Below are 22462 nucleotides of genomic sequence, written 5' to 3'. Positions count from 1 at the left end.
AGCCCTTTCAAGGTCTTTGCCTAAATCGCGTCCTACGCCTATTCCAGGCTGAAATTAAGAAAAAAACGAGTTGAATTTGGTTCAGTCAGCATCTGTTTTGGTCAAAAAATGATCATGTTTTTAGGCTTTTTCCAAAGACCTTGAAAGGGCTGGCTGTAAGAGCGGAACCCATAGTCGCCGTTACGAAAATTACGGATATGTACCCCGACCCACCCCCCGCAACTCTCTGGTGAAATAACGACTCGGCACCTCACCCAACACACGCTTGAACACCGTCGCAAACGCACTCGGGCTGCTATACCCCAAATCCAGCGCCACCCTGGTCACCGGTTCCCCATTGCCCAGCCGCACAATCCCCGCCAGCAGGCAGGCTTGCTGGCGCCACTGCAGGTAACTGATACCCGTGGCCTGACGAAACTGCCGGGTAAACGTCCGGCGGCTCATCCCCGCGCCGAGCGCCATGGCATCAATGCTGACCTCCAACGAAGGCCCAGCCAGAAACTCTTCGCAAGCCTTCGCCAACCGCGGCTCGGCGGGCAACGGTGCACACAGCGGCAACAGCGGCATCCGGGCAATCTCGTGCAGCAGCAAGCCCATCAAATAGCTATCTCGACCCCCCATCGCGTAACGCGCAGGCACCTCCACGGCTTTTTCCAGCAACTGCCCGAGCAGCGGCGACACATCCAGCACCTGGCACGTTTGCGGCAACTCCAGCCGCCGCGCCGCCTGCGGGCGAATGTAGGTGTTGAGCATCGTCACCGGCCCGCGCATCAGCATGGCGTGGGACACATGCGGCGGCACCCAGATCGCGCGGCGGGGCGGCACCACCCAGTTGCCGGTAGCGGTGTAGACCGTGATGACGCCCCGGCTGGCATACGCAAACTGGCCGCGCGGGTGCGCGTGGTCGGGGAACAGTTCGCCGTCGGCATAGTCGATGGCAGTCACGACCACGTCACGTGGGGTGTTTTCGTAGGGATGAATATCGGGCATGGCCTGATTCTAGCCTTTGTTGACCCACAATCGCAGGCGGGCCATCACGGTTTGCGAAAAAATCTGCCGAATGCACGGCCTTTTGTCGTGCCAACCCGCAAATGGACCCCGTCACCATGAAACACAAACACCTGTTATTGGCCGTCCTGGTGACGGCCGTGTGGGGATTCAACTTCCCCATCACCAAGCTGGGCCTGGCCGAGATTAACCCGCTGTTACTGACGGCCCTGCGTTTCACCCTGGCTGCGTTGCCTTGGGTGTTTCTGGTGAAACGCCCCCAGGTGGCGGTGAAGTGGCTGGCGGCCTATGGCTTGATCTTCGGCGTGGCGATGTGGGCCTTGATCAACCTTGGGATCGCCATGGGCGTGCCGCCCGGCAGCGCATCGTTGCTGATCCAGTTCAGCGCATTTTTCACCATGGGCTGGGGCGTGCTGCTGTTTCGTGAAAGCCTGTCCCTGCCGCAATTGATCAGCGTCGCGCTGGCGGCCATGGGCTTGGTGGGCATGCTGTTGAGTGTGCAGGGCACGGCCACGATGCTGGGGTTTGCCCTGGTGCTGTTCAGTGCGCTGGCCTGGAGCATCGGCAATATCATCATCAAGGTCTCCGGCGTGCGGGAGATCTTTGCCTTCGTGGTCTGGGCCAGCCTGTTTGCACCGTTGCCGCTGCTGCTGTTGACGTGGCTGCTGGACGGCCCGCAAGCCTTTATCGCGTTGCCGGGGCAGTTGAATGGCGTGGCGTTGTTCTCGCTGGCGTTCCAGGTGTATGGCGCGACGCACTTCTGCTATTGGGGCTGGAACCTGTTGTTGCGCGAGTACCCGGTTTCCCGGGTGGCGCCCCTGTCACTGCTGATCCCGGTGTTTGGCATCGTCAGCTCAATGCTGATTCTGGGTGAGCGTCCCGGGGTTTCCCAGTGGCAGGCCATGGGGTTGATTCTGTTGGCCTTGATCGTGGGAATGAAGAAGGGGCGCTCGTTGTGGGTCAGGCAGGGCGGTCACGCTTGAGCAGGCCATAGAGCGCGCTGTCCGAGATCTCATCGCCGACCACCCAGCGTTCGCGCAGCAGGCCTTCGCGCACAAAACCCAGGCGCTCAAGCAACTTAGCGGAGCCCAGGTTGCGTGGGTCGATATCGGCTTCAAGGCGGCGCAGCCCGACGGTGTTGAAGCCGTGGTCGATCACCGCGCGGGCCGCCTCGCTCATGTAGCCCTTGCCCCAATGCTGGCGGTTCAGGGTGAAGCCGATTTCGGCGCGACCGCATTGCTCATCCACATTGAACAGGTCGCAACTGCCGATCACCTCGCCGGTGGCCAGCAACTCCACCATGCACACCAGGTCTTCACCGGTAATCGAGGCTTCCATCAGTTGGCCGAAGCGCTCAACGGCCTGGTCGGTGTGGGTCATGGTGGGGAAGGAAAAGTAGCGCATGGCCTCGGGGTCGGACCAGATGGCAAACAGCGCGCGCCAATCGTCCTGATGGGGAGGGCGCAGGCCCAGGCGCTCGGTGGTGAGGAGAACGGGGGCGAAAAAGGGCAGGGTCATAAGGTGCTCGTCCGTGAAAGTCACGGGCGAATGCTGCCGGGATTGCCGGCGTTGTACAAGGGTCAGGAAAAGGCGGTGGCCTCCGGTGCGTGGGCCTGGGCTTTCCAGCTTGCGTATGCGCTCCCACGCCGGAGTCACCCATTCGATCGCTTTCAATCTCTGCAGATCAACGTGTCCCAGCCAGATGCAACGCCCCAACAAAAATGCACATAGAACGTACATTTCTGGCAGTGCCACTGTCGTTCGTTGACTCCCACACTGTGTCGATCAATTGCCTTTGCAATAAACCATCAAGGCACAACTGAGGAGTCAAGACATGTCGGGTAAATTCAACAACCAAGTAGCAGTAGTCACGGGCGCTTCCACCGGAATCGGCTTTGCGATTGCGCAGGCATTGGTTGCCGAGGGCGCTAAACGTGTCTACATCACCGGTCGCTCGTCGGCAACGCTGGAAGCTGCGGCTGCCAAACTGGGCGGTAAAGCGGTAGCGGTCGTGTCTGATGTTGCCGTTCAGTCCAACCTTGATGCGCTGAAGGCATTGATTGAACAACAAGACGATCAACTGGATGCGGTGTTTGCCAACGCTGGCATATGCGAAAAAAACCCGATCGGCGAAACCACCGAGGCGGCCTACTACTCGATGTTCGACATTAACGTCAAAGGCGTGTTCTTCACGGTTCAGACCCTTTTGCCATTGATGAAAGATGGCGCGTCGATCGTGTTGACTGCCTCCATTTGCTCCAGCAACGGCATGGAAGGCCTGAGTCTCTATAACGCCTCCAAGGCGGCGGTGCGCTCATTTGCCCGGACCTGGGCCAATGAGCTCAAAGGCCGGAAAATTCGTGCCAACGTGCTGAGCCCTGGCTTCACCAGAACACCGTTAATGGACAACGGCCTGAAGATGGACGCGAGCCAGATCGACGCGCTCAGAAGTCATGTAGAGCAAATCGTCCCGCTGGGTTACATGGCCGAACCCGGTGAAATCGCGACATCCGCTCTTTTCCTTGCGTCGGCTGACGCCAAGTATGTCAACGGCGTGGAACTGATGGTCGACGGCGGTCTTTCGCAAATCTGACGGTTACCCAGGTTTACGCCCCGAGTTTGTCTCGTTCAACGCAATGGGTGAGTGATGAGAATTGGATTCATAGGTACAGGGAGCATGGGACAGGCCATGTTGCCGCTGCTGGTGCGCGCAGGCCACCGCGTCAGCGTGTGGAACCGCAGCGCCCGGGCGCTGGAAAATGTCGAGGGGGTACATCTCCTGGATACGCCTGCAGCGGCTTTCAGGGAGGAGGTAGTCATCAGCATGCTCGCTGATGACCAGGCCGTTCACGAAGTGCTGCTTTCTTCCGGAGCGCTGCATGGGGCTGCTGAACATTGCACACATGTCGTGATGTCGACCCTGTCACCCTCGCTCATGGAGCAACTGCAAACACTGCACGACCAGTTGGGGCTGGCCTTAGTGGCCGCGCCGGTGTTCGGTGTACCGGCAACGGCCAGCAAGGGTGAGCTGAACATTCTGGCGGCAGGGCAGGAAGCAGCGATTGCCAGACTTCAACCACTATTTGATGTGCTCGGCAAAAAGACCTGGTACCTGGGCCATCGTCCGGTATATGCCTGTATTGCGAAAATTGCCGGCAACATGATGATCACGCAGGCCATTGAATCCCTCGCCGAGGCAACGGCGCTGACCCAGCGCTATGGGCTGGATGCCGCTCGCTTTGTGGAGCTCATGACCCAAACGCTTTTTGCCTGCCCCAGCTACCAGCGTTACGGGCAGAACATTGTGAACGGGCGCTACGAGCCGGGCTTCAAGCTTGCCTTGGGGCTTAAAGACATCAACCTGGCGATCGCAGCGGGCAGCGACAAGGGTTTGCAATTGCCGGCCGCCGACATCGTGCGCTCCAGAATGATTACGGCGATGGCCAATGGCCTGGGCAACCAGGATTGGTCGGCGTTTTCCAGCGTCGTCAGATCGCCAGGAAACTCGCGTTGAAGAACGCTGTGGTCATCGTCCACGGCCGTGGCGGCGATGGAATCACCGTTAACGCGGTCTCGCCCGGTACCGGGTTCAGCGCGATTTTTATGCCTGTGTCATTTCGCGGTTTCGCGAATGGATTTGCCAGCACTGGGCAGCGAAACCCATGGCGAACAGGCCGAGCAAAACCAGCAGTGTGGCTACCACGGGTGGGGAGCCGGGGCCGTCGGCCAGCGGGTGGGTAGCGGGTAGCCGGGTCAGGGTTTCGTTGACGCCGGGGACCAGCGACAGGAGAAAGCTGAAAGACAGCCCGAAGCTCGACAGATACGGACGAAGTCTTCCCAGGAATGGCACGCGCCGCACGTAGACGCCGCCAAAGGCTACAAGCAGGATCACGATGCCGAATACGTGCCCGGGGTTCAAGCCTCCCGTGCTGGACACTCCAAAGGAGGTGATAACCGCTAGCGTCAACCCGGCGAGATAGACCTTGCCGGAGCGTGTGAGCGAGTCGATTTTCAGATAGCGGGCGAAGCTGTAGAGGCCTGCAAGAACGGGGACCAAACTAATAACCGTATGAATCGCACCAAGGGACGAAATGGGATGAGTCATGGGTAGCTCTCTGAAGACAAGATAACGAGTCAGCGCAAACCTACTAGTTGGTAGTCTGGCTGTCAAGCAACTGTCTTGGGAGTTGTCGCGGCGGCGCGCGATTGACTTTTGGGTTGGCCGAATTGCTTGCGCAGTTCCCCTGTGAATAGCTGCGCGTGGTCTCGTTACTGACGGTTGGTGGCCCGGTCAGCGGGGAATAACAACGAAAACCGGATGGTCCCAGGCGTTGGCTGTTCCACACTCACCTCACCGCCATGCAGTTGCATGATCGCCGCAACGATCGCGAGGCCAAGGCCGTATGAGTCCGAGCTTTGGTGACGAGAGGCGTCACCACGGTAAAAGCGGTCGAACAGCTTGCGCAGGATTTCATCGGCAAGCACTGGGCCTTGATTTTCCACATCAATGCGCCAGCCGGAGCCGGTCGCCACTACACGCAGCAGGATCTCGCTGCCTTCATCGGCATAGCGAATGGCATTGGCCACCAGGTTGCTCAATGCTCGGCGCAGCAGCAATGGATCGGCGTTGGCCACGCCATCGCCGACGGTCCGCAGGGTGATCTGGCGCTCCTCTGCCAGCCCCTCGAAGTATTCGCAGATGCGCTGGATTTCGTCATTCAGAGACAGCGATTGGCGCTCCACCATCGCCTGCGCTTCGTCAGCCCTCGCGAGGAATAAAATGCTCTCTACGATCCGTGAAATGCGCTCCAGCTCTTGCAGGTTTGAAGCAAGCAGTGTCTGGTACTCGTCCGGGGTGCGTGACTGACGCAGCGCCACTTGGAAATGCCCCATCAATGAGCCGACCGGCGTGCGTATTTCGTGAGCCAGGTCGGCAGAAAACTGTATCAGGCGCTGGTAACCGTTGGCGAGGCGGTCGAGCATGGCGTTGTAGGCGTCACTCAGTTGCTGCAGCTCAACCGGCGTGTCTGCGCTGTTCATGCGGCTGTCGAGCCGCTGGGGCGTTATGTTCGCCGCGTGCGCCGCCATCTGGCGTAACGGGCGCAGGCCGCGCCGCAGCAGGATGTAGCCGAGCAGGGCGGTGACCAGGAAGGCCAGGCTCACTGCCAGGTAGATACGCTCGCGAAAGGCCTTGAGCATGGCCATTTCCTTATCCATGAGGTGCGCGGCGGTGAGCCGTACATCGCGCCCGCCGGAGGTGGTTTGCACGGTAGCAGCGCGCAGCGGCACACCTGCGTCGGTCATGCCGCTGCGCAAGTCTTCTACGCGCAGCGCCGTGTCCGGAGTGATCACTGGCAGGTCCGGTAGCACGACGCCCAACGGATTGACCTGTATTACGGGCTCCTGGCCAGGCTCTCCGATGATGAAGATGTCGTCTTCGCTGTCGAGCATGTTTTTGAAAATTTGCGGGCTGTCGCGCAGCTTGTCCAGGGCAAGCTCGTAGTGCAGCAGTTTACGAAAGTGATCCAGGCGTCCCATCACCGCATGGTCGGTGTTCATCAGCACCGACGCCCTCATGGATGCGTACAGGTAAAACCCGGCCCCGGCCACTGCGAGCATGGCGACCAGTGAGAACGCCAGCGTCGAGCGCAGGGTCAGGGACGGCTGGCGTCGGCGCCACATGGCCGTACCTCGCACACGTAGCCGATGCCACGCACCGTATGGATCAGTTTGACCGGGTAGGGCAGGTCGACCTTGCTGCGCAGGCGCTTGACGGCGACATCTACCACGTTGGTGTCGCTGTCGAAATTCATATCCCAGACCTCCGAAGCAATCTGTGCCCTGGACAGCACATCGCCTTCCCGGCGCAGGAACAGATGCAGCAAGGCGAACTCCTTGTTGGTCAAGACGATCACTTGCTGCTGGCGGGTGACACGACGACGGACCAAGTCCAACTCCAGGTCGGCAAGGTGAAAGTGATCGATCTCCCGGACCACTCCGCGCCGAAGAATAGTGCGAATGCGTAACAGCAGCTCGGTAAAGGAAAACGGCTTGACCAAATAGTCGTCGGCCCCCAGTTCCAGGCCGCGAATACGGTCGTGCAGTTGGTCGCGAGCCGTCAGGAACAGCACCGGCACGTCTTGCCGTGCACGCAACAGTTCGATGATCTGAAAACCATCGATGCCCGGAAGCATCACGTCCAGCACGATCAGGTCGTAGGGCGTTTCGAGTGCCATGTGCAGGCCGTCGGCGCCGTGCTGGGTCCAGTCGACCTTATAGCCGGACTCGCCAAGGCCTTTTTTCAAGTACTCGCCGGTACTCGTGTCGTCTTCAATCAGCAAAATATGCATTCAGGTGGGCTCGGCTTTCTCTGCCAGGTGCGCAAACTGTGGGGTCCGGAGCAGATACCAGATAGCTACAAGACTTGTATGAAACAAAGTTTAACCAGCTATGGGAAAGTTGCGGGTTACATTTTTGTCATTCGTGGTAAGGGGGCAGCAGATGACAAAAATGTCATCTGCTGGTCATCGTGGAGGCCCGGCTGAGGTTGGAGGATGGATGCACTTAAACCAGTGAGGAATCCCCAACATGAAGCTCAAGAGTGCTCTGTCCACCACGTTTGGTTTATTGATGGTCGGTGCTGCCGCGATCGCAGCCGCAGCTGATATGCCGGTCATCAAACCGTTACGGGGCGTGGTCGAAAGTGTCGACAACAATACCCTGACCTTTACCTCTCGCACCGGTGCCCACCAAACCATCGGCCTGACTGACAAGACCGGTATTGTCAGGGTCTCCAAGGCAGATATTGATTCGATCAAGGCCGACAGCTTTGTCGGTTCGGCAGCCATCCCGCAGTCTGATGGTACGCTCAAGGCGCTGGAGGTCACGGTATTCGAATCCAGCCTTAAGGGCAGCGGCGAAGGTCACTACGGTTGGCAAAATGCCGATGGCACGACGGGCACCATGACCAATGGCACCGTGGGCAAGTTGTCCAACGCCAGCGGCCGCACGCTGACCGTCAACTACAAAGGCGGTGAGAAACAGCTGGTTGTGCCGACGAATGTGCCGATTGCTTATGTCGAGCCTGGTAAGGCCGATGAGTTGGTCAAAGGCGCCAAAATTGTCGTGTTCCCTGCGCAAGACGGCAGCGCGCGCGGCGTTGCGGTCGGTAAAGACGGCTTCCAGCCGCCTATGTAAAACGGCGGCTCTGTGGCAGCGAGGCCCGGCGGCCTCGTTCCCGCAGGCGTCTCCTTGTTTTGGCGGAAGGGAGCAGCATGAAACGAAGTCGTATTCATCCCTGGCCTGTGCGCCTCACCCATTGGCTTAACGCCATTTGTATGGTGTGTATGTTTATGAGCGGTTGGGCGATCTACAACGCGTCCCCGCTGTTTGGGTTCCGGTTCCCAGCTCAGTTGACGGTGGGTGGCTGGTTGGGCGGCTCGCTCGCCTGGCACTTTGCATTTATGTGGTTGTTGGTTATCAACGGCCTTGTTTACGTGCTCTATAGCCTGTTCAGTCGCCATTTTCAGCGTGATTTCCTGCCGGTCACCGTCCAGGCGGTCAAGCGTGATTTGAACGATGCCCTGCATTTTCGGCTGGCCCATAAGACGGGTGTCTACAACGCTGTACAGCGCCTGATGTATGGGGTTGTCCTGGGGGCTGGGGCGTTGGTTGTGGTTTCGGGCGTGGCGATCTGGAAGCCCATCCAGCTGCAGGAACTGGTCGCGTTGTTTGGCGGCTATGACAGTGCACGCTATGTACATTTTGTGGCGATGTCTGCCATTGGCGCGTTTGTCGTCGTGCACTTGGTGCTCGTACTGCTGGTGCCGAAAACCCTGGTGCCCATGATCACAGGTGGCGTACGGCCGATTGAAAACGGGAGGCCCGATCATGAATGAACCCAAAAAAACCACGACCCAGCGCATCAGGCTTGAGCCCGCTCAGCAGCGTCAACTGGAAAATATCCAGCGTCGGCACTTCCTGCGCGGCGGGTTGACCGTCGGGGCCATGGCCATGTTGACCGGTTGCAATTTGCAGGACGGCGACCAGGTGGACAAGGTGTTGTGGGCCATGTCGCGCTGGAACGATCGGGTTCAGGCCTGGCTGTTCAGTGGGCAGAAACTGGCACCGACCTTCAGCAAGGCGCAAATGACCACACCCTTTCCGTTCAACGCGTTCTACGGCGAGGACGACATCCCTGAAGTCGACCTGTCGAGTTATTCGCTGGCCGTGTCTGGCCTGGCCCGGGACAAAGCGCCCTGGACGCTGGAAGGTTTGCGCAAGCTGCCCCAACGTACCGACATCACGCGCTTGATCTGCGTGGAGGGTTGGAGTGCTATCGGACAGTGGGGGGGTGTGCCGCTCAAGACCTTCCTGGAGCACATCGGCGCGGACACTGGCGCCAAGTATGTGGGCTTCAAGTGCGCTGACCGCTACTACTCCAGCCTGGACATGCCGACCGCACTCCATCCGCAGACCCTGCTGGCGCTGGATTACGGCGAAGTCGCACTCCCTCCGGAGTATGGGTATCCGCTTCGAATCCGCGTGCCCACCAAGCTGGGCTTCAAGAATCCCAAGCATGTTGTCGAGATTTTTATTGGAAATGACAATCCCGGCGGCTACTGGGAAGATCAAGGTTACAACTGGTTCAGCGGTATCTGAAGGCTTGACTCCAAACCTACTGGAAGATAGATTTTCGCGATGAATAATCCTTCCAGTACCTTCAATGAAATTCTTGACTGCGCGCGCTCACTCATTATCGGAGGTGGGTACAACGGTTTCAGTTACGCCGACATCTCTGAATTCGTGGGCATTCGCAAGGCAAGCATTCACCATCACTTTCCCACCAAGGTTGATCTCGTCCGCACGCTGGTCGAGCGTTATCGCGAAGAGGCCGAGGCCGGGATTGCGGCGCTGGAGCGTCACTACCCTGATCCCGCAGACCAGTTGCGTGCCTATATCGGTTATTGGCTCGACTGTGTCGGTGATGTGACCAAGGGCTATTGCGTGTGTGCCTTGCTCGCTACCCAGATTCCCGTGTTGCCTCAAGAGGTGGTTCTGGAAGTGAGGGCTCATTTTCGAGCGCTCTCTGCCTGGATTACTTCTGTGCTGGAGCGAGGGGCCAAGCAAGGAAAATTCGCTTTATCCTGTGATGCCCGCGCCGAGGCAGAGATGTTTATGGCAACGGTACATGGCGCAATGCTTTCTGCCCGGGCGTACGGCGATGCCGAAACCTTTGGTGCGATCACTCAGCCATTGCTGGACAGGCTTGTCATCACTCAAGGCTGAAGTCTGAGTTCCCCGGTTCCGGCTGATCCCCATCGACAGATAAGGGCTTACGCTGGCGTAACGGCCGAGCCCGCTGTGGGGGCGATGGCGTTTGAACCGCTTCGGTTGATACCCATGTGAGCACGCTGGCAGGCTGCGCCAGCGCAGTGGTGGACAGGTTTATTGCGCATTCGAAGGGCACCCCGACGATATACACGCTGCCACAGGCGCGGTTGCGTGACACGGTCGCAGCCTGCGCATGGTCGGTGCTCTGCTCCCCAATGCCAGTGGTTTCGTCTGGAGCCTCATCGGCGCAATCATCCTCCAGGACCGCGAGTGTTCCCGTTAGGGCTCGCCCGCTCTTGCTCGTGGCGACGGGCATCATCTTTCGGCATGCCATCATTTGTTGCAGCATCACTTCGACGTCTGGTCGACGCGACAGGTTCGTGGCGGCCTCCGCTTGTGGGTTTGCGCCTGCGGCGGGCTTGAACTGCGCTTTCAACAGTGCCGGGAAGTCTGGGGCAGTGGCCTTCCCGTTCGGATTATCAGCGGGCTGCGTGGTCTTTGATAAAACATAAGGCAGCGGCGGCAGGGTGGAAATACGGGTCATAACAGATCCTCATGATCAGGCGCTGACGAATTCCCTGAGTCGAAAGTAACTATCTACCAGTTGGAAGGTTAACTCAACCTGAAATGACCGATTGGTGTGACCGGTGCGCGTGGGGCAATCAGCCCGTCCCAATCATCTCGCCTGCCAGGTCTGCAAGGGCGCGAAGCCGCTCCATCTGCCGCATATCGTGGTGATAACCCATCCAGATATCGCGTCCGGGCGGCGGTTCGCCGGTGTCTAACAGTTTGAGTGCGGGCAATTGATCGCCCAGAACACGAGGCAGGACGGCAACGCCCAGGCCCAGCGTGCACATCTGTGCCTGAACCGTGCGGCTGCTGCTGGTGAACACGGTTCTGGCTTGAGGGTACAGCGCTTGTAACCAGAGCACATCCGGATAATGCGCTTGGGCAGTGTTCATGGTAATCAGGCCGACACCTTCACCACTATCTCGCGGCAGGAATGACGCCTGGGCACTCACGTACAGTCCGTAGCTCAGCGTAACGAGTCGCCTCTGGACGATGTCGGGCTCGGTGAAAGGAATGATCCGAAAGGCAATGTCTGCTTCCCTGCGCGTCAGGTCGAACAACCTGTGCCCCGCAATCACTTCGGGCACGATCAATGGATGACGTCTGACGAGCTCACCCAGGACGGGCCCCAGCACGTAACTGGCGAACCAGTCTGCCGAAGATATCCGCAACTGGCCCTCAGGCTGGTCGCTTTCGCCCGCGATGCGCCGCTCAATCGTCAGTGCACTGCGTTCCATTTCTTCGGCCAGCTCGAAAATGCGTTCACCGCTGTCGGTCAGCACCAGCCCTGACGCGGTACGGCGGAAGAACACCTCGCCGCCGGCCTGCTCAAGCACCTGAAGGCGTCGCCCCACGGTGGGGTGGCTGACGCCCAACAGCTTGGCTGCAGCGCCCAGCGAACCTCCCCGCGCGATGGCCAGGAAGACGCGTAAGTCATTCCACTCCATGGTTTGCCCCGTACAAAAGTGAACAGTGAAGATGCAGTAATGGCAGTCCCGCCGCAACCCCTTCGGCTCGCACAATAGACCCAAGAACCCAGGCAGAGGCAACCGGCGATCAGGCCTGACGCATGCACCCACTGAAGGACACAACCATGACCCTTGAAACCCTGGCTGCTCGCCTGGAGGCGCTGGAAAGCCGCGCGGCAATCGAATCGCTCATCTCCACATATGCCAATGCGTTCGATCGCATTGACCCCGTTCTGTTACGCACGATTTGGCATGCCGACGCGACCCTGGAACTGCCGGGTTTTGGCGAGGGTGCCGGCCCGGAGGGTGTTGTAGCGATGGCTGAAGAGAGCTGGCGAAAGATGCCCCACATGCACCATTGGATGTCCAACCCGCTGATCCATATCGAGGGGGGCGTAGCCACGGCAACCGTCGCGGCTGACTGCCTCTTTCATGACATCGAAAAAGGCCCGGTACAGGTCAGCGGCCTGTATCACGACCACTTCGAGCGCCGCGAAGGCCAATGGCGATTCACCGCGCGACGTTTCGAACTGCACTTCCTCACACCGCTGGAAAACTGGAAGCCCATTGCTGGTTCGGAAACGTTTGTCGGTATTTGAACGAGAAACCTGCTCGGGACTCATCCGCTGGCCGCCTGGCGGATAACGCGAGGCCCATCATCGATTGGTTGTATATGGAGACTGTCCATGTTCTGCAATGATGTTTCCAAACCTGACCCTCGCCGTTGGGCAATGTTCGTGGTTCTGCTTGTCGGCGCGTTCCTTCCACCGCTGGATTTTTTTATCGTCAATATTGCACTCCCGTCGATCCGTGAGGAGTTGGGTGCCTCGGCCTCTGCTGAACAGTTGGTCATTTCTTCGTATGCTGCGCTTTATGCCGTGACACTGATCACTGGCGGGCGGCTCGGGGACTTGTACGGGAGAGGCCGTATGTTTCTTCTCGGGCTGGTCGGCTTTGCGGCCGCATCGGTGCTTTGCGGCTTCGCAGGGTCGCCCTGGGTGTTGGTTGTCGGACGCGCCTTGCAGGGCGTGACGGCGGCCGTAATGGCGCCGCAGGCGCTCGCGTCGGTGCAGGCGATTTTCCCTGATTCGGAAAAGCCCCTTGCGCTCAGCCTCTATGGTGCTGTCTTCGGCTTGGCCGCTGTAATCGGGCAGGCCCTGGGCGGCATCCTGATTTCCCTTGATCTCATGGGGCTGGGGTGGCGAGCAATTTTCCTCGTCAACTTGCCGGTGGTGGCGCTGGTCGCGCTGTTTGGCATCCCCTTGTTGAAGGAGATGCGCGTGCGCCACGCAACCAGGCTGGACCTGGGCGGCATGGGCTTGTCGATAGCCTGCCTCGGTGCGCTCATTGTACCGCTGATCGTGGGCCGGGAAGCAGGTTGGCCGTGGTGGTCGTGGTTGTCTCTTCTTACTGTACCGATGCTTGGGCGCCTGTTCTGGCTTTACGAGGCTCGCCTGGACCGTTCGGGCGGCGTGCCTCTTATCGTCCCGGCTGCATTGACGGCACCGGGGCTTGGCCGCGCGCTGATAATCGCATTGCTGTTTTACTCGATCGCGGTCTTCTTTCTGTTGTTCTCAGTCTATCTGCAGCAGGCGCTGCACGTATCCGCGCTGAGCGCCGGCCTTGTGTTCCTGCCATTTGGTGCAGGGCTTCTGGTGGGACCACTGCTGACGCCGTGGGGGCGGCGCATGCTCGGCGCCTATATCAATCCGCTCGGCATGGCCTTGGAGTCCATCGGGTTACTTGGGCTGGTCTGGCTCATCGTCGCGACACCGGTCGGGGTGCAACTGGCACCGGTGATCCTTGGCGCCATTCTGTTCGTGATTGGCCTCGGACAAGGCCTGACGATGCCGACGTTGATGCGAATGGTCACCGGCCGCGTTGCGCCGGCCTATTCGGGCATGATTGCCGGCATTGTCAGTTCGACCCTGCAAGTCAGCACCGCCCTCAGCGTCGCTGTAATTGGCGGGGTGTTCTATACCATCCTCGGTCCGCGCACCGATCCGGCCGCGATCACCCAGGCATTTATCGCCGCGACCATTTGCATTGTCTTTTGCCTGGTCACGGGTGCAGGGTTGGGCATTACCCTCGCTTGGCGATCCGTAGCCAATGCCTCTGTCCTGGGGGGCTTGAGCCCACCCCGGCAGTAATGGGGTGGGACAGTGAAAAAACGATAACGAAAGAGGACGACAGGAAGCAATTGCCCCGCTTAATAGGAAGCATTACTATTCACGTCCCGCCTCCCCAGTGCTCCCTTGATGACTCCCCAGCCGCCCCGCAGAACAGGCTTTTTCGAGCACTACGAAGAGTTGATCGGGACCTGGACGCGGCGCCTGAGAAACCGTCAGCAGGCCGAGGACCTGGCCCACGACACCTTTGTACGGGTGCTTGAGGCCAAGCCTACCGCGGTTGAGCAACCTCGCGCCTATCTGCATCAAACGGCGCGCAATATCGCAGTTGACGCGTATCGTCGCGAAGACCGCCGGGAAGCGATGGCGTTGGAAGCCTTTGATCAGAGCTCGCCCAACAGCGGCGACCCGGAGCATTTCATGCACGCGATCCAGCTGGCGGACTCCATCGAGCGGGCCTTGGCCGAGTTGCCGCTGAACTGCCGCAAGATTTTCATCTGGCAGAAAATCGAGGGCCTGACCCAGCAGGAAATCGCCGAACGCCTGGGCCTGTCTAAAAACATGGTGGAAAAGTATATGATCCGCACCCTGCGGCATCTACGTGACCGCCTGGACGCGATGGCCCCATGACCAATGCCCGCTTTGAAACAGGACCTTCCATGATGGATACCCGTGAGTGTGCCTGCGGCAGTGCGGTGGCCCGCGATGAGGCAGCGCAGTGGTTTGTGCGTCTGCAGGACAGCCCGTTAAGCGTTGAAGAACGCGAACGGTTTGATGCCTGGCGCGCCGAGCATGCCGCACACCAGTACGAATTTGATGTGCTGCAAGGCTTGTGGAGTGCCACCGACCTGGTGCCAAAGGCACGCTTGCAGGCGTTGTGCGATTCCCCGGAACCGCGTGCGAAGCGCCGGTCAGTGCTGCGCTATGGGGTGGCGGCGAGTGTGCTGGCGGTGGCCCTGGGCCTTGGCTTGTTCAGTGGCCTGGATCATCCGGCGACGTATAACGCTGAATTCAGCACCGCGCTGGGGGAGCGCCGGCAGGTGGCGCTGCCCGACGGTTCGCTGATGGATTTGAACAGCCGCAGTGTGGTGGCGGTGCACTACGAAAAAGGCCAGCGCGGCATCGAACTCAAGCAGGGCGAGGCGATGTTCAGTGTCGAGCACGACACCAGCCGGCCCTTTGTGGTGGCGGCCGGGGCAGGGCAGGTGACGGTCACCGGTACACGTTTCGACGTGCGCCGCGATGACGACCAGACCCGCGTGGTGGTCGAGGCCGGGACGGTGAAAGTGCAAGGGCGCGCACCCGATGAGATCGTGATGCTTACGGCCGGGCGGGGCACCCATGTGGATGCCCGGGGCCAGGTGGCGGCTGCCTACGCCGTCAACCCCGAAGAGCTCACGGCCTGGCGCACCGGCAAACTGGTGTTCAACAACGCCACCCTCGGCGAAGTGGCCCGTGAAGTCTCGCGTTACCGCGAGCAACCATTGCGGGTCAGCGCACCAGCGGTGAGCAACCTGCGCTTGACCAGCGTGTTCAAATCCAACGACACCGATGCCTTGCTCAAGGCCTTGCCGCACATTCTTCCGGTGGCCTTGCGCACCTTGCCCGACGGTAGCCAGGAAATAATTTCACGATAGATTCAGGTTTTTTCCGAGTTCTTCGTCTTCTTGTGCAACTGCAACTGGTTTGCATTAACAGCCGCACTCTCTTGCGATCACAGGACTCCGTTCGACGTGAAAAAACTCGCCGTGAAAAACAATAAATCATCCCGCTGGGCACCGCTTGCGCTGGCGCTGGCCGTCAGCGCCGCAGTGCCTGCGGCCTATGCTGACGACGCCATTCATATCCAGGCCCAGTCCCTGGGTTCGGCGTTGAGCCAGTTGGGTCAGCAGACGTCGCTGCAAGTGTTCTTCAGCCCCGACTTGGTCGCCGGCAAACAAGCCCCGGCCGTCGACGGCAACCTGTCGCCAGAACAAGCCCTGCGCCAATTGCTGCAAGGCAGCGGCCTGGATTATCAGATCGACGCTGGCTCCGTGACCCTGCGCCCGCTTGGCAAAGGCACCGGCGAAGCAGGTTCGCCGCTGGAGCTGGGTGCCACCGACATCAAGGTCGTCGGCGACTGGCTGGGCGACGCGAATGCCGAAGTGGTGCAGAATCACCCCGGCGCGCGCACCGTGGTCCGACGTGAGGCCATGGTGGAGCAGGGCGCGATGAGCGTCGGCGATGTGCTGCGGCGCATTCCCGGGGTGCAGGTGCAGGAAGCCAACGGTACCGGCGGCAGTGATATTTCCCTCAACGTCGGCGTGCGCGGCCTGACCTCGCGGCTGTCGCCACGCTCCACGGTGTTGATCGATGGCGTACCGGCGGCGTTTGCCCCGTACGGTCAGCCGCAGTTGTCGATGGCACCGATTTCCTCGGGCAACCTCGACAGCATCGACGTGGTCCGCGGCGCGGGCTCCGTGCGTTATGGGCCACAAAACGTCGGCGGTGTGATCAACTTCGTGACCCGCGCCATTCCGGAAAAATTCTCCGGTGAGGTCGGTACCACCCTGGAAACCGCGGCCCACGGCGGCTGGAAGCACATTGAAAACGCCTTCATCGGCGGCACCGCTGACAACGGTATCGGCGCGGCGTTGCTGTATTCCGGGACCAAGGGTGATGGTTACCGCGACCGCAACAACTCCAACGACATCGACGACGTGATCTTCAAGACCCACTGGGCACCGACCGACCAAGACGATTTCTCGCTGAATTTCCACTACTACGACGCCAGCGCCGACATGCCCGGCGGCCTGACCCAGAAGCAGTACGACGCCAACCCGTATCAGTCGGTGCGTGACTGGGACAACTTCAGCGGTCGGCGCAAGGATATGTCCTTCAAGTACGTCCGGCAGATCGACGACCGTACCCAGGCTGAAGTGCTGACGTATTACTCCGACAGTTTTCGCGGCAGCAACATCGCCAACCGCGACCTGAAAACCCTGGGTTCCTACCCGCGCACCTACTACACCTTCGGCATCGAGCCGCGGGTGTCCCATGTGTTTGATTTGGGGCCGAGTACCCAGGAAGTCAGCGTCGGTTATCGCTACCTCAAGGAAGGCATGCACGAGCAAGCCACCAGCCTGGCGCTGGTCAATAACGTGCCGACGCCGGTGGGCCAGAATGACGGCCACGTTTACCAGGACCGTACCGGTGGTACCGAGGCCAACTCGTTCTATATCGATAACAAGATTGATATCGGCAAATGGACCGTTACCCCGGGCATACGCTTTGAGCAGATCCGTACCGAATGGCACGACCGTCCGGTAGTCGCCCTGAATGGCACCACGGTCCAGGAGAAGCGTCGCGAGATCCACAACAACGAACCGCTGCCGGCCCTGAGCGTGATGTACCACGTCTCCGATGCCTGGAAACTGTTCGCCAACTACGAAACGTCCTTCGGCAGCCTGCAGTACTTCCAGTTGGGTCAGGGCGGTAACGGAGACCAGACCGCGAACGGTCTGAACCCGGAAAAAGCCAAGACCTACGAAATCGGTACCCGTTACAACGACAACGTCTGGGGCGGTGAAGTGACGTTGTTCTACATCGACTTCTCGGACGAGCTGCAATACGTCAGCAACGATGTGGGCTGGACCAACCTCGGCGCTACCAAGCACGAAGGTATCGAAGCGTCGGCCCATTACGACCTGTCGAACCTGGACCCACGCCTCGATGGCCTGACCGCCAACGCCGGCTTCACCTACACCAAGGCCACCTCCGAAGGCGACGTTGCCTTCAAGGGGCGCGACTTGCCGCTGTACTCCCGTGAAGTGGCTACCCTGGGGCTGCGTTACGACGTCAACCACTGGACCCATAACCTGGACGTCTACGCCCAATCTGGTCAGCGTGCGCCGGGCACTGGCACCACCTATATCACCCAGCCGACCGCTGACGGCCAGTACGGGGATATTCCCGGTTACGTCTCGGTCAACGTGCGCAGCGGTTATGACTTCGGTGCGCGTCTGTCGAACCTGAAGCTGGGCGCCGGGGTTAAAAACCTGTTCAACCAGGAGCACTACACGCGCTCCAGCGACAACAACTCCGGGATCTACCTGGGCCAGCCGCGCACGTTCTTTGTGCAGGCCAGCGTGGGGTTTTGACTCGCAGTTGATTTAAGCGGTCGCAGCCTGCTCCGGCATTGCCGGCACGGGCTGTGACCTTTCCTCGCTTTCACAGGAACTGAATCCGACCGTTCGGCCACACAGGTTTGCCCACTTTTCATACAGTACCTGGACGATCATTTCGTCGTGGTGCTCTGGAGGATGAGGCGCTCCCTGAAACCAGCCGCACAGGAGATGCCTATGTCGGTATCCATGTCCAATCAGACCACCGCCTCAATTCACAACAACCCTGCGCCCCCGTGCCGACCCTGTATCGTTAAACCGCCAAAGCCGGACCCGGGAGCATGCCGGCCAGGCATCGGCAAGCCACCGAGGCCGGATCCAGAGCCGTGCCGACCAGGTATCGGCAGGCCGCCAAAGCCAGATCCAGAGGCATGCCGGCCAGGCATCGGCAAGCCACCGAGGCCGGATCCAGAGCCGTGCCGACCAGGTATCGGCAGGCCGCCAAAGCCAGACCCAGAGGCATGCCGGCCAGGCATCGGCAAGCCACCGAGGCCTGATCCAGAACCGTGCCGGCCAGGTATCGGCAGGCCGCCAAAGCCAGACCCAGAGGCATGCCGGCCAGGCATCGGCAAGCCACCGAGGCCGGATCCAGAACCGTGCCGGCCAGGTATCGGCAGGCCGCCAAAGCCAGACCCAGAGGCATGCCGGCCAGGCATCGGTAAACCGCCAAAGCCAGATCCAGAGCCGTGCCGGCCATGTATCGGTAAACCGCCGAAGCCGGATCCAGGAAATTGCGGGCCAGTTTATGGAAGGCCGGATCCGCATTACTCCAGGAGAAGCAATGACCAGTTGGCCGAACAACTTCTGACCGGCTTCAATGCTTTCAGGGACCGGGGAACGCAACACATTACGCAGCAAGGCCTGGAAAACATGGCCAGCAAGCGGTTGACAGGCAACCCGGCGGATGACCAGAACATCCTCCTGGCCAGAGAGATTCTGCGACGCCCGGACCTCATGCTAGGCCTTGATCGCAGCGGCTCGACCGGCCAGATGGACGACCGGTTCACCCGGCAAGACATCGATGCGCTCGTTCATTCCGACAACACCTTGAAGTATCAAGACGACAAGGAGCTTGCCCAACTGATGCTTCAGAATTTCAATGCCTTGAAGGGAGGATTTTTCAGCAATTCGATAAAAACCAATGAGCTGAATCGATTGGCTGCCATGCCGCTGACCGGTCGCCCGCAGACGGACGCACTCATTCAACTGGCGAGGGAAGTCACTCAGCGTTCAAGCGTGTTGGAGGCGATGGACAAGGCGGGCAGCGGTTATGCCAACGGCAAAATCAACAAGCACGCGCTGCGTGAGTTGTCTCGCTAACCCTTTCATGACCGATCACGCCGCGAGTCCTCCGTGGCGTGATGACGTCTTGAACACTCCGTTGCTTTACTCTCCCAGCCAGGGCTTAGACATGACGTCAATGTCGTTTGGGCCGCGCGATCCCGGCCCCCAGCCAGCAAGCGATCCGCCGCCGGGTGGTGATGTTTCGCCGCCGGGTAAAAATCGCGAGCAGGGGGCCGAGGCCCGGCGAGTGAAGAACTTCACCGGGCAGCACACGTTTCACGTGCCGGCTGCCGACGACTTCATCAAAGGCATGTTGCCCGATGGGCAGATGCCGGCGACTGAAGCTTGTGTATTACGCCGTTTTTGCGCAGCGATCGGGTCTATGGTCGGCGCGATCAAAGGCCTTTGGCAGCAAGCGACGCCGACCTCGCGAGGGCCCGGGAAAGCTGACTGATTTTTTGGTTTTTACATGTTGTCATTGGAACACTTCGCGGCAGAGGAACCATTGCCTGCAACACACCACACACTTTTGGCCTGTTTGTCGCGCGAGCGATACGGTCGCTGCCCGGGAGATGACCAGGCAGGCGTGGGTCTAAAATTGGTGGAGATGAATCATGAGAATTGATGGCGGGTCAGGCTATTTGCAGCACGGTAGTACAGGCCGATTTGACGTAAAACCGGATGATGGGCTGCGTCCCGCTCAGGCTGCGTCAAGTGAAACTGGCGATGCGGGTCGGCAAGCCAATCATCAATCTGGTGCCTCGGCTGTTCGGTCTTCCGGTTACCGGCCTCCTTTGCGCTCGGCCAGGCCCTATGAGGTGGTGCCCCATCATCGTACGCTGCAAAACGGTGTTGCTTCTCGTGCCGGGTCACCGAATCCCAACCTTCAGTTACCAGACAGCGAGTTGGTAAAAGCGCTGAAAACCAGTTTTTCCACGTTGAAAGAACTCCATGAAAAGTGACGGGCTGACACTGTCTTCACTGCAGCGAATCGCCGGCAAAAAAATCGGCGACAACCCGGTGTTCAACGCTGCGATTCTGTTGGCCAAGGCGCTTGTCCAGCGCCCGCGCTTGATCGATGCGATTACCGATCAAGACGGTTACATCACCCGGGAAAGCCTTTCGAAGGCCGAAAATGTGGTGTTCGGCAACAGCGATCCAAGCGCCTTCAGCCCGGATCCTTTCCACGCCAAGAGCAACGCCGAACTTGTCCAGGTATTCAAGGCAATGTTTACCGAGTTGCGTGACAGGTCCCAGGACCGCAAGGGGTTCTTTGAGCAGATCGGCTACGTCAACATCGAGTTGCTGGTTGCCATGAGCAAGGACCCGGACGAACTCGACAGCCAGGGTGAACCTCTCCTGGACCCAACCACCGGGCTGGCGCGAAAAAAATACGATGAACAGCAGGTGTATATGGCGAAGAATATTGTGGATCGGCCCGGGTTATTGCAGTCCCTGGAAAACGCCCACAGCGGCGGTCGGCGTATTTTTGGCAGCTATCACCAAGAGGGTTGGCTGAGTAATAAAACCCTTGATCGCTGGCTCGAGCACAACAAAACCCGATAGCCCGGGTAACGCCTCAACGAATGAGGCGTTACGGGGTTGCCCGTCATACCCGCAGTATTTTCCCGCTGATCGCCACGCCGATCAGCAGCACGGCAATCAGCACAAAGGCTGTGCTCAGGCTGCTTCCGTGGGCGATAAAGCCGATCACCGCAGGGCCGGCGAGAATGCCGGTGTAACCCAGGGTGGTGATGGCAGGCACGGCAATGTGTTCCGGCATGACGGTTTGCTTGCCGACGGCGGTGTACAGCACCGGGACGATGTTCGAACACCCGGCGCCGACCAGCGCATACCCCAGTAGGGCGGTTTCCCACGCCGGGAATAGCGTCGCCAGCAGCATGCCGGCCGCCGCGAGGGCGCCGCCGAATACAATCACCCGGCTTGCGCCCAGGCGGCGAACAATCCTGTCGCCGGTGAGGCGGCCGACGGTCATGGTCAAGGCAAAGGCTGCATAGCCGAGGCCCGCATAGGCTTCGTCAAGGCCGCGCTCGGCGCTCAGGAAGACCGCGCTCCAGTCCAGCACGGCGCCTTCGGCGAGAAACACGATGCAGCACAGGCAGCCGATAAACAGCACCACGCCGTGGGGTATGGCAAAGGCCGGCCCGGAGCTTTCACTGCCGTAAGGCAGCAAGTGCGGCCCGGCCTTGAGCAAGGCCACCGCGATGACGACGATGACGGCGAGGGTGGCCTGCAATGGCGACAAGCCCAACCCCAGCAACCCGCTGACACCCGCCGCGCCGACAATCCCGCCCAGGCTGAACAGCCCGTGGAAGCCCGACATCATGGTCTTGCCGCTGGCCCGTTCGACCATCACCGCTTGCAGGTTGACCGTGGAGTCCACCGTGCCGAGGCCGGCACCAAACACGAACAGCGCGGCCATCAACAGCGGAATCGAAGTGACCGTTGCCAGCATCGGCAGGCCCAGGCAAATCAGGATCGTCCCGCCAGTGGCCACTCGGCGGATGCCGTAGCGCGAGGCCAGGGCACCCGCGACCGGCATCGCGATCATCGATCCCACGCCGAGGCACAGCAGCAACAGGCCGAGGGTGCCCTCATTGAGTTGGGCGCGGGCCTTGGCATAAGGCACCAGCGGTGCCCAGGCGGCGATGCCGAAACCTGCGATAAAAAACGCGATACGGGTCGACATTTGTTCCAGCCGCCCGGGTACCACGGGCGCTGGGGTGCTGATGGCGGTCATGAAAAATCCTTGGTTTTGCGTTCAACGAACGATGTGCAGCGCAACATCCTTGCACATCAGGCCGTATCGAGCGAGCCGGGTTCCTTTGGTGTACCTGAACACGGGGCAACAATTTTTTCTGGATCATGGAACGCGATCGGCCTTTGCAACCACTATCAGCCTGTAGGACGAGTAATCGCCTGCTGTGCGAGGTGGTCTGGAAGGTGCGTAATCCCCGCGAGAACTGGCGAACCCCGGGATTCTTGC

25 protein-coding genes are annotated in these 22462 nt (G+C 60.0%); 16 read left to right on the top strand and 9 right to left on the bottom strand.

All coding sequences use genetic code 11. From position 1 onward, the window contains the following. Positions 1 to 189: 189 nt before the first annotated feature. A complete protein-coding gene (locus tag SNL23_RS28220) occupies positions 190 to 990 on the bottom strand; it encodes an AraC family transcriptional regulator (RefSeq protein ID WP_318304354.1) in 801 nt (266 codons plus the stop codon). A gap of 116 nt (positions 991 to 1106) precedes the next feature. On the opposite strand from SNL23_RS28220, the gene SNL23_RS28215 reads away from it, so the two are divergent. Continuing rightward, on the top strand, positions 1107 to 1991 hold the full coding sequence (locus SNL23_RS28215) for an EamA family transporter (protein WP_318304352.1): 885 nt from the start codon (positions 1107 to 1109) through the stop codon (positions 1989 to 1991). Here SNL23_RS28215 and SNL23_RS28210 read toward each other — a convergent pair. Continuing rightward, positions 1969 to 2526 (bottom strand): GNAT family N-acetyltransferase, encoded by a 558-nt coding sequence (locus tag SNL23_RS28210; protein ID WP_083676713.1) that lies wholly within the window; start codon positions 2524 to 2526, stop codon positions 1969 to 1971. The genes SNL23_RS28215 and SNL23_RS28210 overlap by 23 nt on opposite strands. 316 nt (positions 2527 to 2842) lie before the next feature. On the opposite strand from SNL23_RS28210, the gene SNL23_RS28205 reads away from it, so the two are divergent. After that, entirely contained in the window at positions 2843 to 3601 is a 759-nt protein-coding gene (locus SNL23_RS28205) for an SDR family NAD(P)-dependent oxidoreductase (protein ID WP_076016708.1), read from the top strand. A gap of 54 nt (positions 3602 to 3655) precedes the next feature. After that, positions 3656 to 4522, top strand: a complete 867-nt coding sequence (locus SNL23_RS28200; protein WP_167663402.1) for an NAD(P)-dependent oxidoreductase — start codon at positions 3656 to 3658, stop codon at positions 4520 to 4522. A gap of 87 nt (positions 4523 to 4609) precedes the next feature. Here the strand turns inward: SNL23_RS28200 and SNL23_RS28195 are convergent, their stop codons facing one another. From SNL23_RS28195 to SNL23_RS28185, 3 genes are all read right to left on the bottom strand, one after another. Then, positions 4610 to 5113, bottom strand: a complete 504-nt coding sequence (locus tag SNL23_RS28195; protein WP_076016710.1) for a hypothetical protein — start codon at positions 5111 to 5113, stop codon at positions 4610 to 4612. 164 nt (positions 5114 to 5277) lie between these two features. After that, positions 5278 to 6690: a heavy metal sensor histidine kinase gene (locus SNL23_RS28190; RefSeq protein ID WP_076016711.1), complete on the bottom strand. Its 1413-nt coding sequence runs from the start codon at positions 6688 to 6690 to the stop codon at positions 5278 to 5280. Further along, positions 6663 to 7358 carry a heavy metal response regulator transcription factor gene (locus tag SNL23_RS28185; protein WP_076016712.1) on the bottom strand — a complete coding sequence of 232 codons (696 nt, stop codon included), beginning with the start codon at positions 7356 to 7358 and terminating at the stop codon, positions 6663 to 6665. Before SNL23_RS28185 ends, SNL23_RS28190 begins: the two co-directional genes overlap by 28 nt. 238 nt (positions 7359 to 7596) lie before the next feature. Here SNL23_RS28185 and SNL23_RS28180 point away from each other — a divergent pair, with 238 nt between their 5' ends. The 4 genes from SNL23_RS28180 to SNL23_RS28165 all read left to right on the top strand — a co-directional run bounded on the left by SNL23_RS28180 (position 7597) and on the right by SNL23_RS28165 (position 10296). After that, complete coding sequence (locus SNL23_RS28180) at positions 7597 to 8205, top strand: hypothetical protein (protein ID WP_076016713.1); 609 nt, start codon at positions 7597 to 7599, stop codon at positions 8203 to 8205. A gap of 77 nt (positions 8206 to 8282) precedes the next feature. Next, on the top strand, positions 8283 to 8906 hold the full coding sequence (locus SNL23_RS28175; RefSeq protein ID WP_076016714.1) for a cytochrome b/b6 domain-containing protein: 624 nt from the start codon (positions 8283 to 8285) through the stop codon (positions 8904 to 8906). Then, a complete protein-coding gene (locus tag SNL23_RS28170) occupies positions 8899 to 9669 on the top strand; it encodes a molybdopterin-dependent oxidoreductase (protein WP_076016715.1) in 771 nt (256 codons plus the stop codon). The genes SNL23_RS28175 and SNL23_RS28170 overlap by 8 nt, the downstream gene beginning before the upstream one ends. A 39-nt stretch (positions 9670 to 9708) precedes the next feature. Beyond that, complete coding sequence (locus tag SNL23_RS28165) at positions 9709 to 10296, top strand: TetR/AcrR family transcriptional regulator (RefSeq protein ID WP_076016716.1); 588 nt, start codon at positions 9709 to 9711, stop codon at positions 10294 to 10296. Here the strand turns inward: SNL23_RS28165 and SNL23_RS28160 are convergent. Together SNL23_RS28160 and SNL23_RS28155 are read right to left on the bottom strand one after the other, a co-directional pair. After that, a complete protein-coding gene (locus SNL23_RS28160; RefSeq protein ID WP_318304350.1) occupies positions 10283 to 10885 on the bottom strand; it encodes a hypothetical protein in 603 nt (200 codons plus the stop codon). The two genes, SNL23_RS28165 and SNL23_RS28160, sit on opposite strands and share 14 nt — an antisense overlap. Positions 10886 to 11003: 118 nt before the next feature. Further along, entirely contained in the window at positions 11004 to 11858 is an 855-nt protein-coding gene (locus SNL23_RS28155) for a LysR family transcriptional regulator (protein ID WP_318304349.1), read from the bottom strand. A 146-nt stretch (positions 11859 to 12004) separates the two neighbouring features. Here SNL23_RS28155 and SNL23_RS28150 point away from each other — a divergent pair, with 146 nt between their 5' ends. The 5 genes from SNL23_RS28150 (at position 12005) to SNL23_RS28130 (ending at position 18147) form a co-directional block, all read left to right on the top strand. Then, positions 12005 to 12478, top strand: a complete 474-nt coding sequence (locus tag SNL23_RS28150; protein WP_167663400.1) for a nuclear transport factor 2 family protein — start codon at positions 12005 to 12007, stop codon at positions 12476 to 12478. A gap of 87 nt (positions 12479 to 12565) precedes the next feature. Continuing rightward, complete coding sequence (locus tag SNL23_RS28145) at positions 12566 to 14029, top strand: MFS transporter (protein WP_318304347.1); 1464 nt, start codon at positions 12566 to 12568, stop codon at positions 14027 to 14029. Between the two features lie 108 nt (positions 14030 to 14137). After that, positions 14138 to 14638, top strand: coding sequence for a sigma-70 family RNA polymerase sigma factor (locus SNL23_RS28140; RefSeq protein ID WP_318304346.1), 501 nt, complete (start codon positions 14138 to 14140; stop codon positions 14636 to 14638). A gap of 32 nt (positions 14639 to 14670) precedes the next feature. After that, on the top strand, positions 14671 to 15645 hold the full coding sequence (locus tag SNL23_RS28135; protein WP_318304356.1) for a FecR family protein: 975 nt from the start codon (positions 14671 to 14673) through the stop codon (positions 15643 to 15645). Between the two features lie 96 nt (positions 15646 to 15741). Continuing rightward, a complete protein-coding gene (locus tag SNL23_RS28130; RefSeq protein ID WP_318304345.1) occupies positions 15742 to 18147 on the top strand; it encodes a TonB-dependent siderophore receptor in 2406 nt (801 codons plus the stop codon). A 277-nt stretch (positions 18148 to 18424) separates the two neighbouring features. On the opposite strand, the gene SNL23_RS28125 is transcribed toward SNL23_RS28130, so the two are convergent. Continuing rightward, a complete protein-coding gene (locus tag SNL23_RS28125) occupies positions 18425 to 18724 on the bottom strand; it encodes a hypothetical protein (protein ID WP_318304344.1) in 300 nt (99 codons plus the stop codon). Positions 18725 to 18960: 236 nt separating this feature from the next. Here SNL23_RS28125 and SNL23_RS28120 point away from each other — a divergent pair, with 236 nt between their 5' ends. The 4 genes from SNL23_RS28120 (at position 18961) to SNL23_RS28105 (ending at position 21021) form a co-directional block, all read left to right on the top strand. After that, positions 18961 to 19491 carry a hypothetical protein gene (locus SNL23_RS28120; protein ID WP_318304342.1) on the top strand — a complete coding sequence of 177 codons (531 nt, stop codon included), beginning with the start codon at positions 18961 to 18963 and terminating at the stop codon, positions 19489 to 19491. Positions 19492 to 19582: 91 nt separating this feature from the next. Beyond that, on the top strand, positions 19583 to 19909 hold the full coding sequence (locus SNL23_RS28115; protein ID WP_256576947.1) for a hypothetical protein: 327 nt from the start codon (positions 19583 to 19585) through the stop codon (positions 19907 to 19909). Between the two features lie 160 nt (positions 19910 to 20069). Further along, positions 20070 to 20417 (top strand): hypothetical protein, encoded by a 348-nt coding sequence (locus SNL23_RS28110; protein WP_143503657.1) that lies wholly within the window; start codon positions 20070 to 20072, stop codon positions 20415 to 20417. Further along, a complete protein-coding gene (locus SNL23_RS28105; RefSeq protein ID WP_076016725.1) occupies positions 20407 to 21021 on the top strand; it encodes a type III secretion effector protein in 615 nt (204 codons plus the stop codon). The genes SNL23_RS28110 and SNL23_RS28105 overlap by 11 nt, the downstream gene beginning before the upstream one ends. Before the next feature lie 43 nt (positions 21022 to 21064). Here SNL23_RS28105 and SNL23_RS28100 read toward each other — a convergent pair whose 3' ends face one another. Next, complete coding sequence (locus SNL23_RS28100) at positions 21065 to 22216, bottom strand: MFS transporter (RefSeq protein WP_167663393.1); 1152 nt, start codon at positions 22214 to 22216, stop codon at positions 21065 to 21067. Between the last annotated feature and the right edge of the window lie 246 nt (positions 22217 to 22462).

The sequence above is a fragment of the Pseudomonas sp. SED1 genome (assembly GCF_034044025.1).
GTDB lineage: Bacteria > Pseudomonadota > Gammaproteobacteria > Pseudomonadales > Pseudomonadaceae > Aquipseudomonas.
Note: the sequence above shows the minus strand (reverse complement) of the source record. Positions and strands in the feature narration are given on the sequence as shown.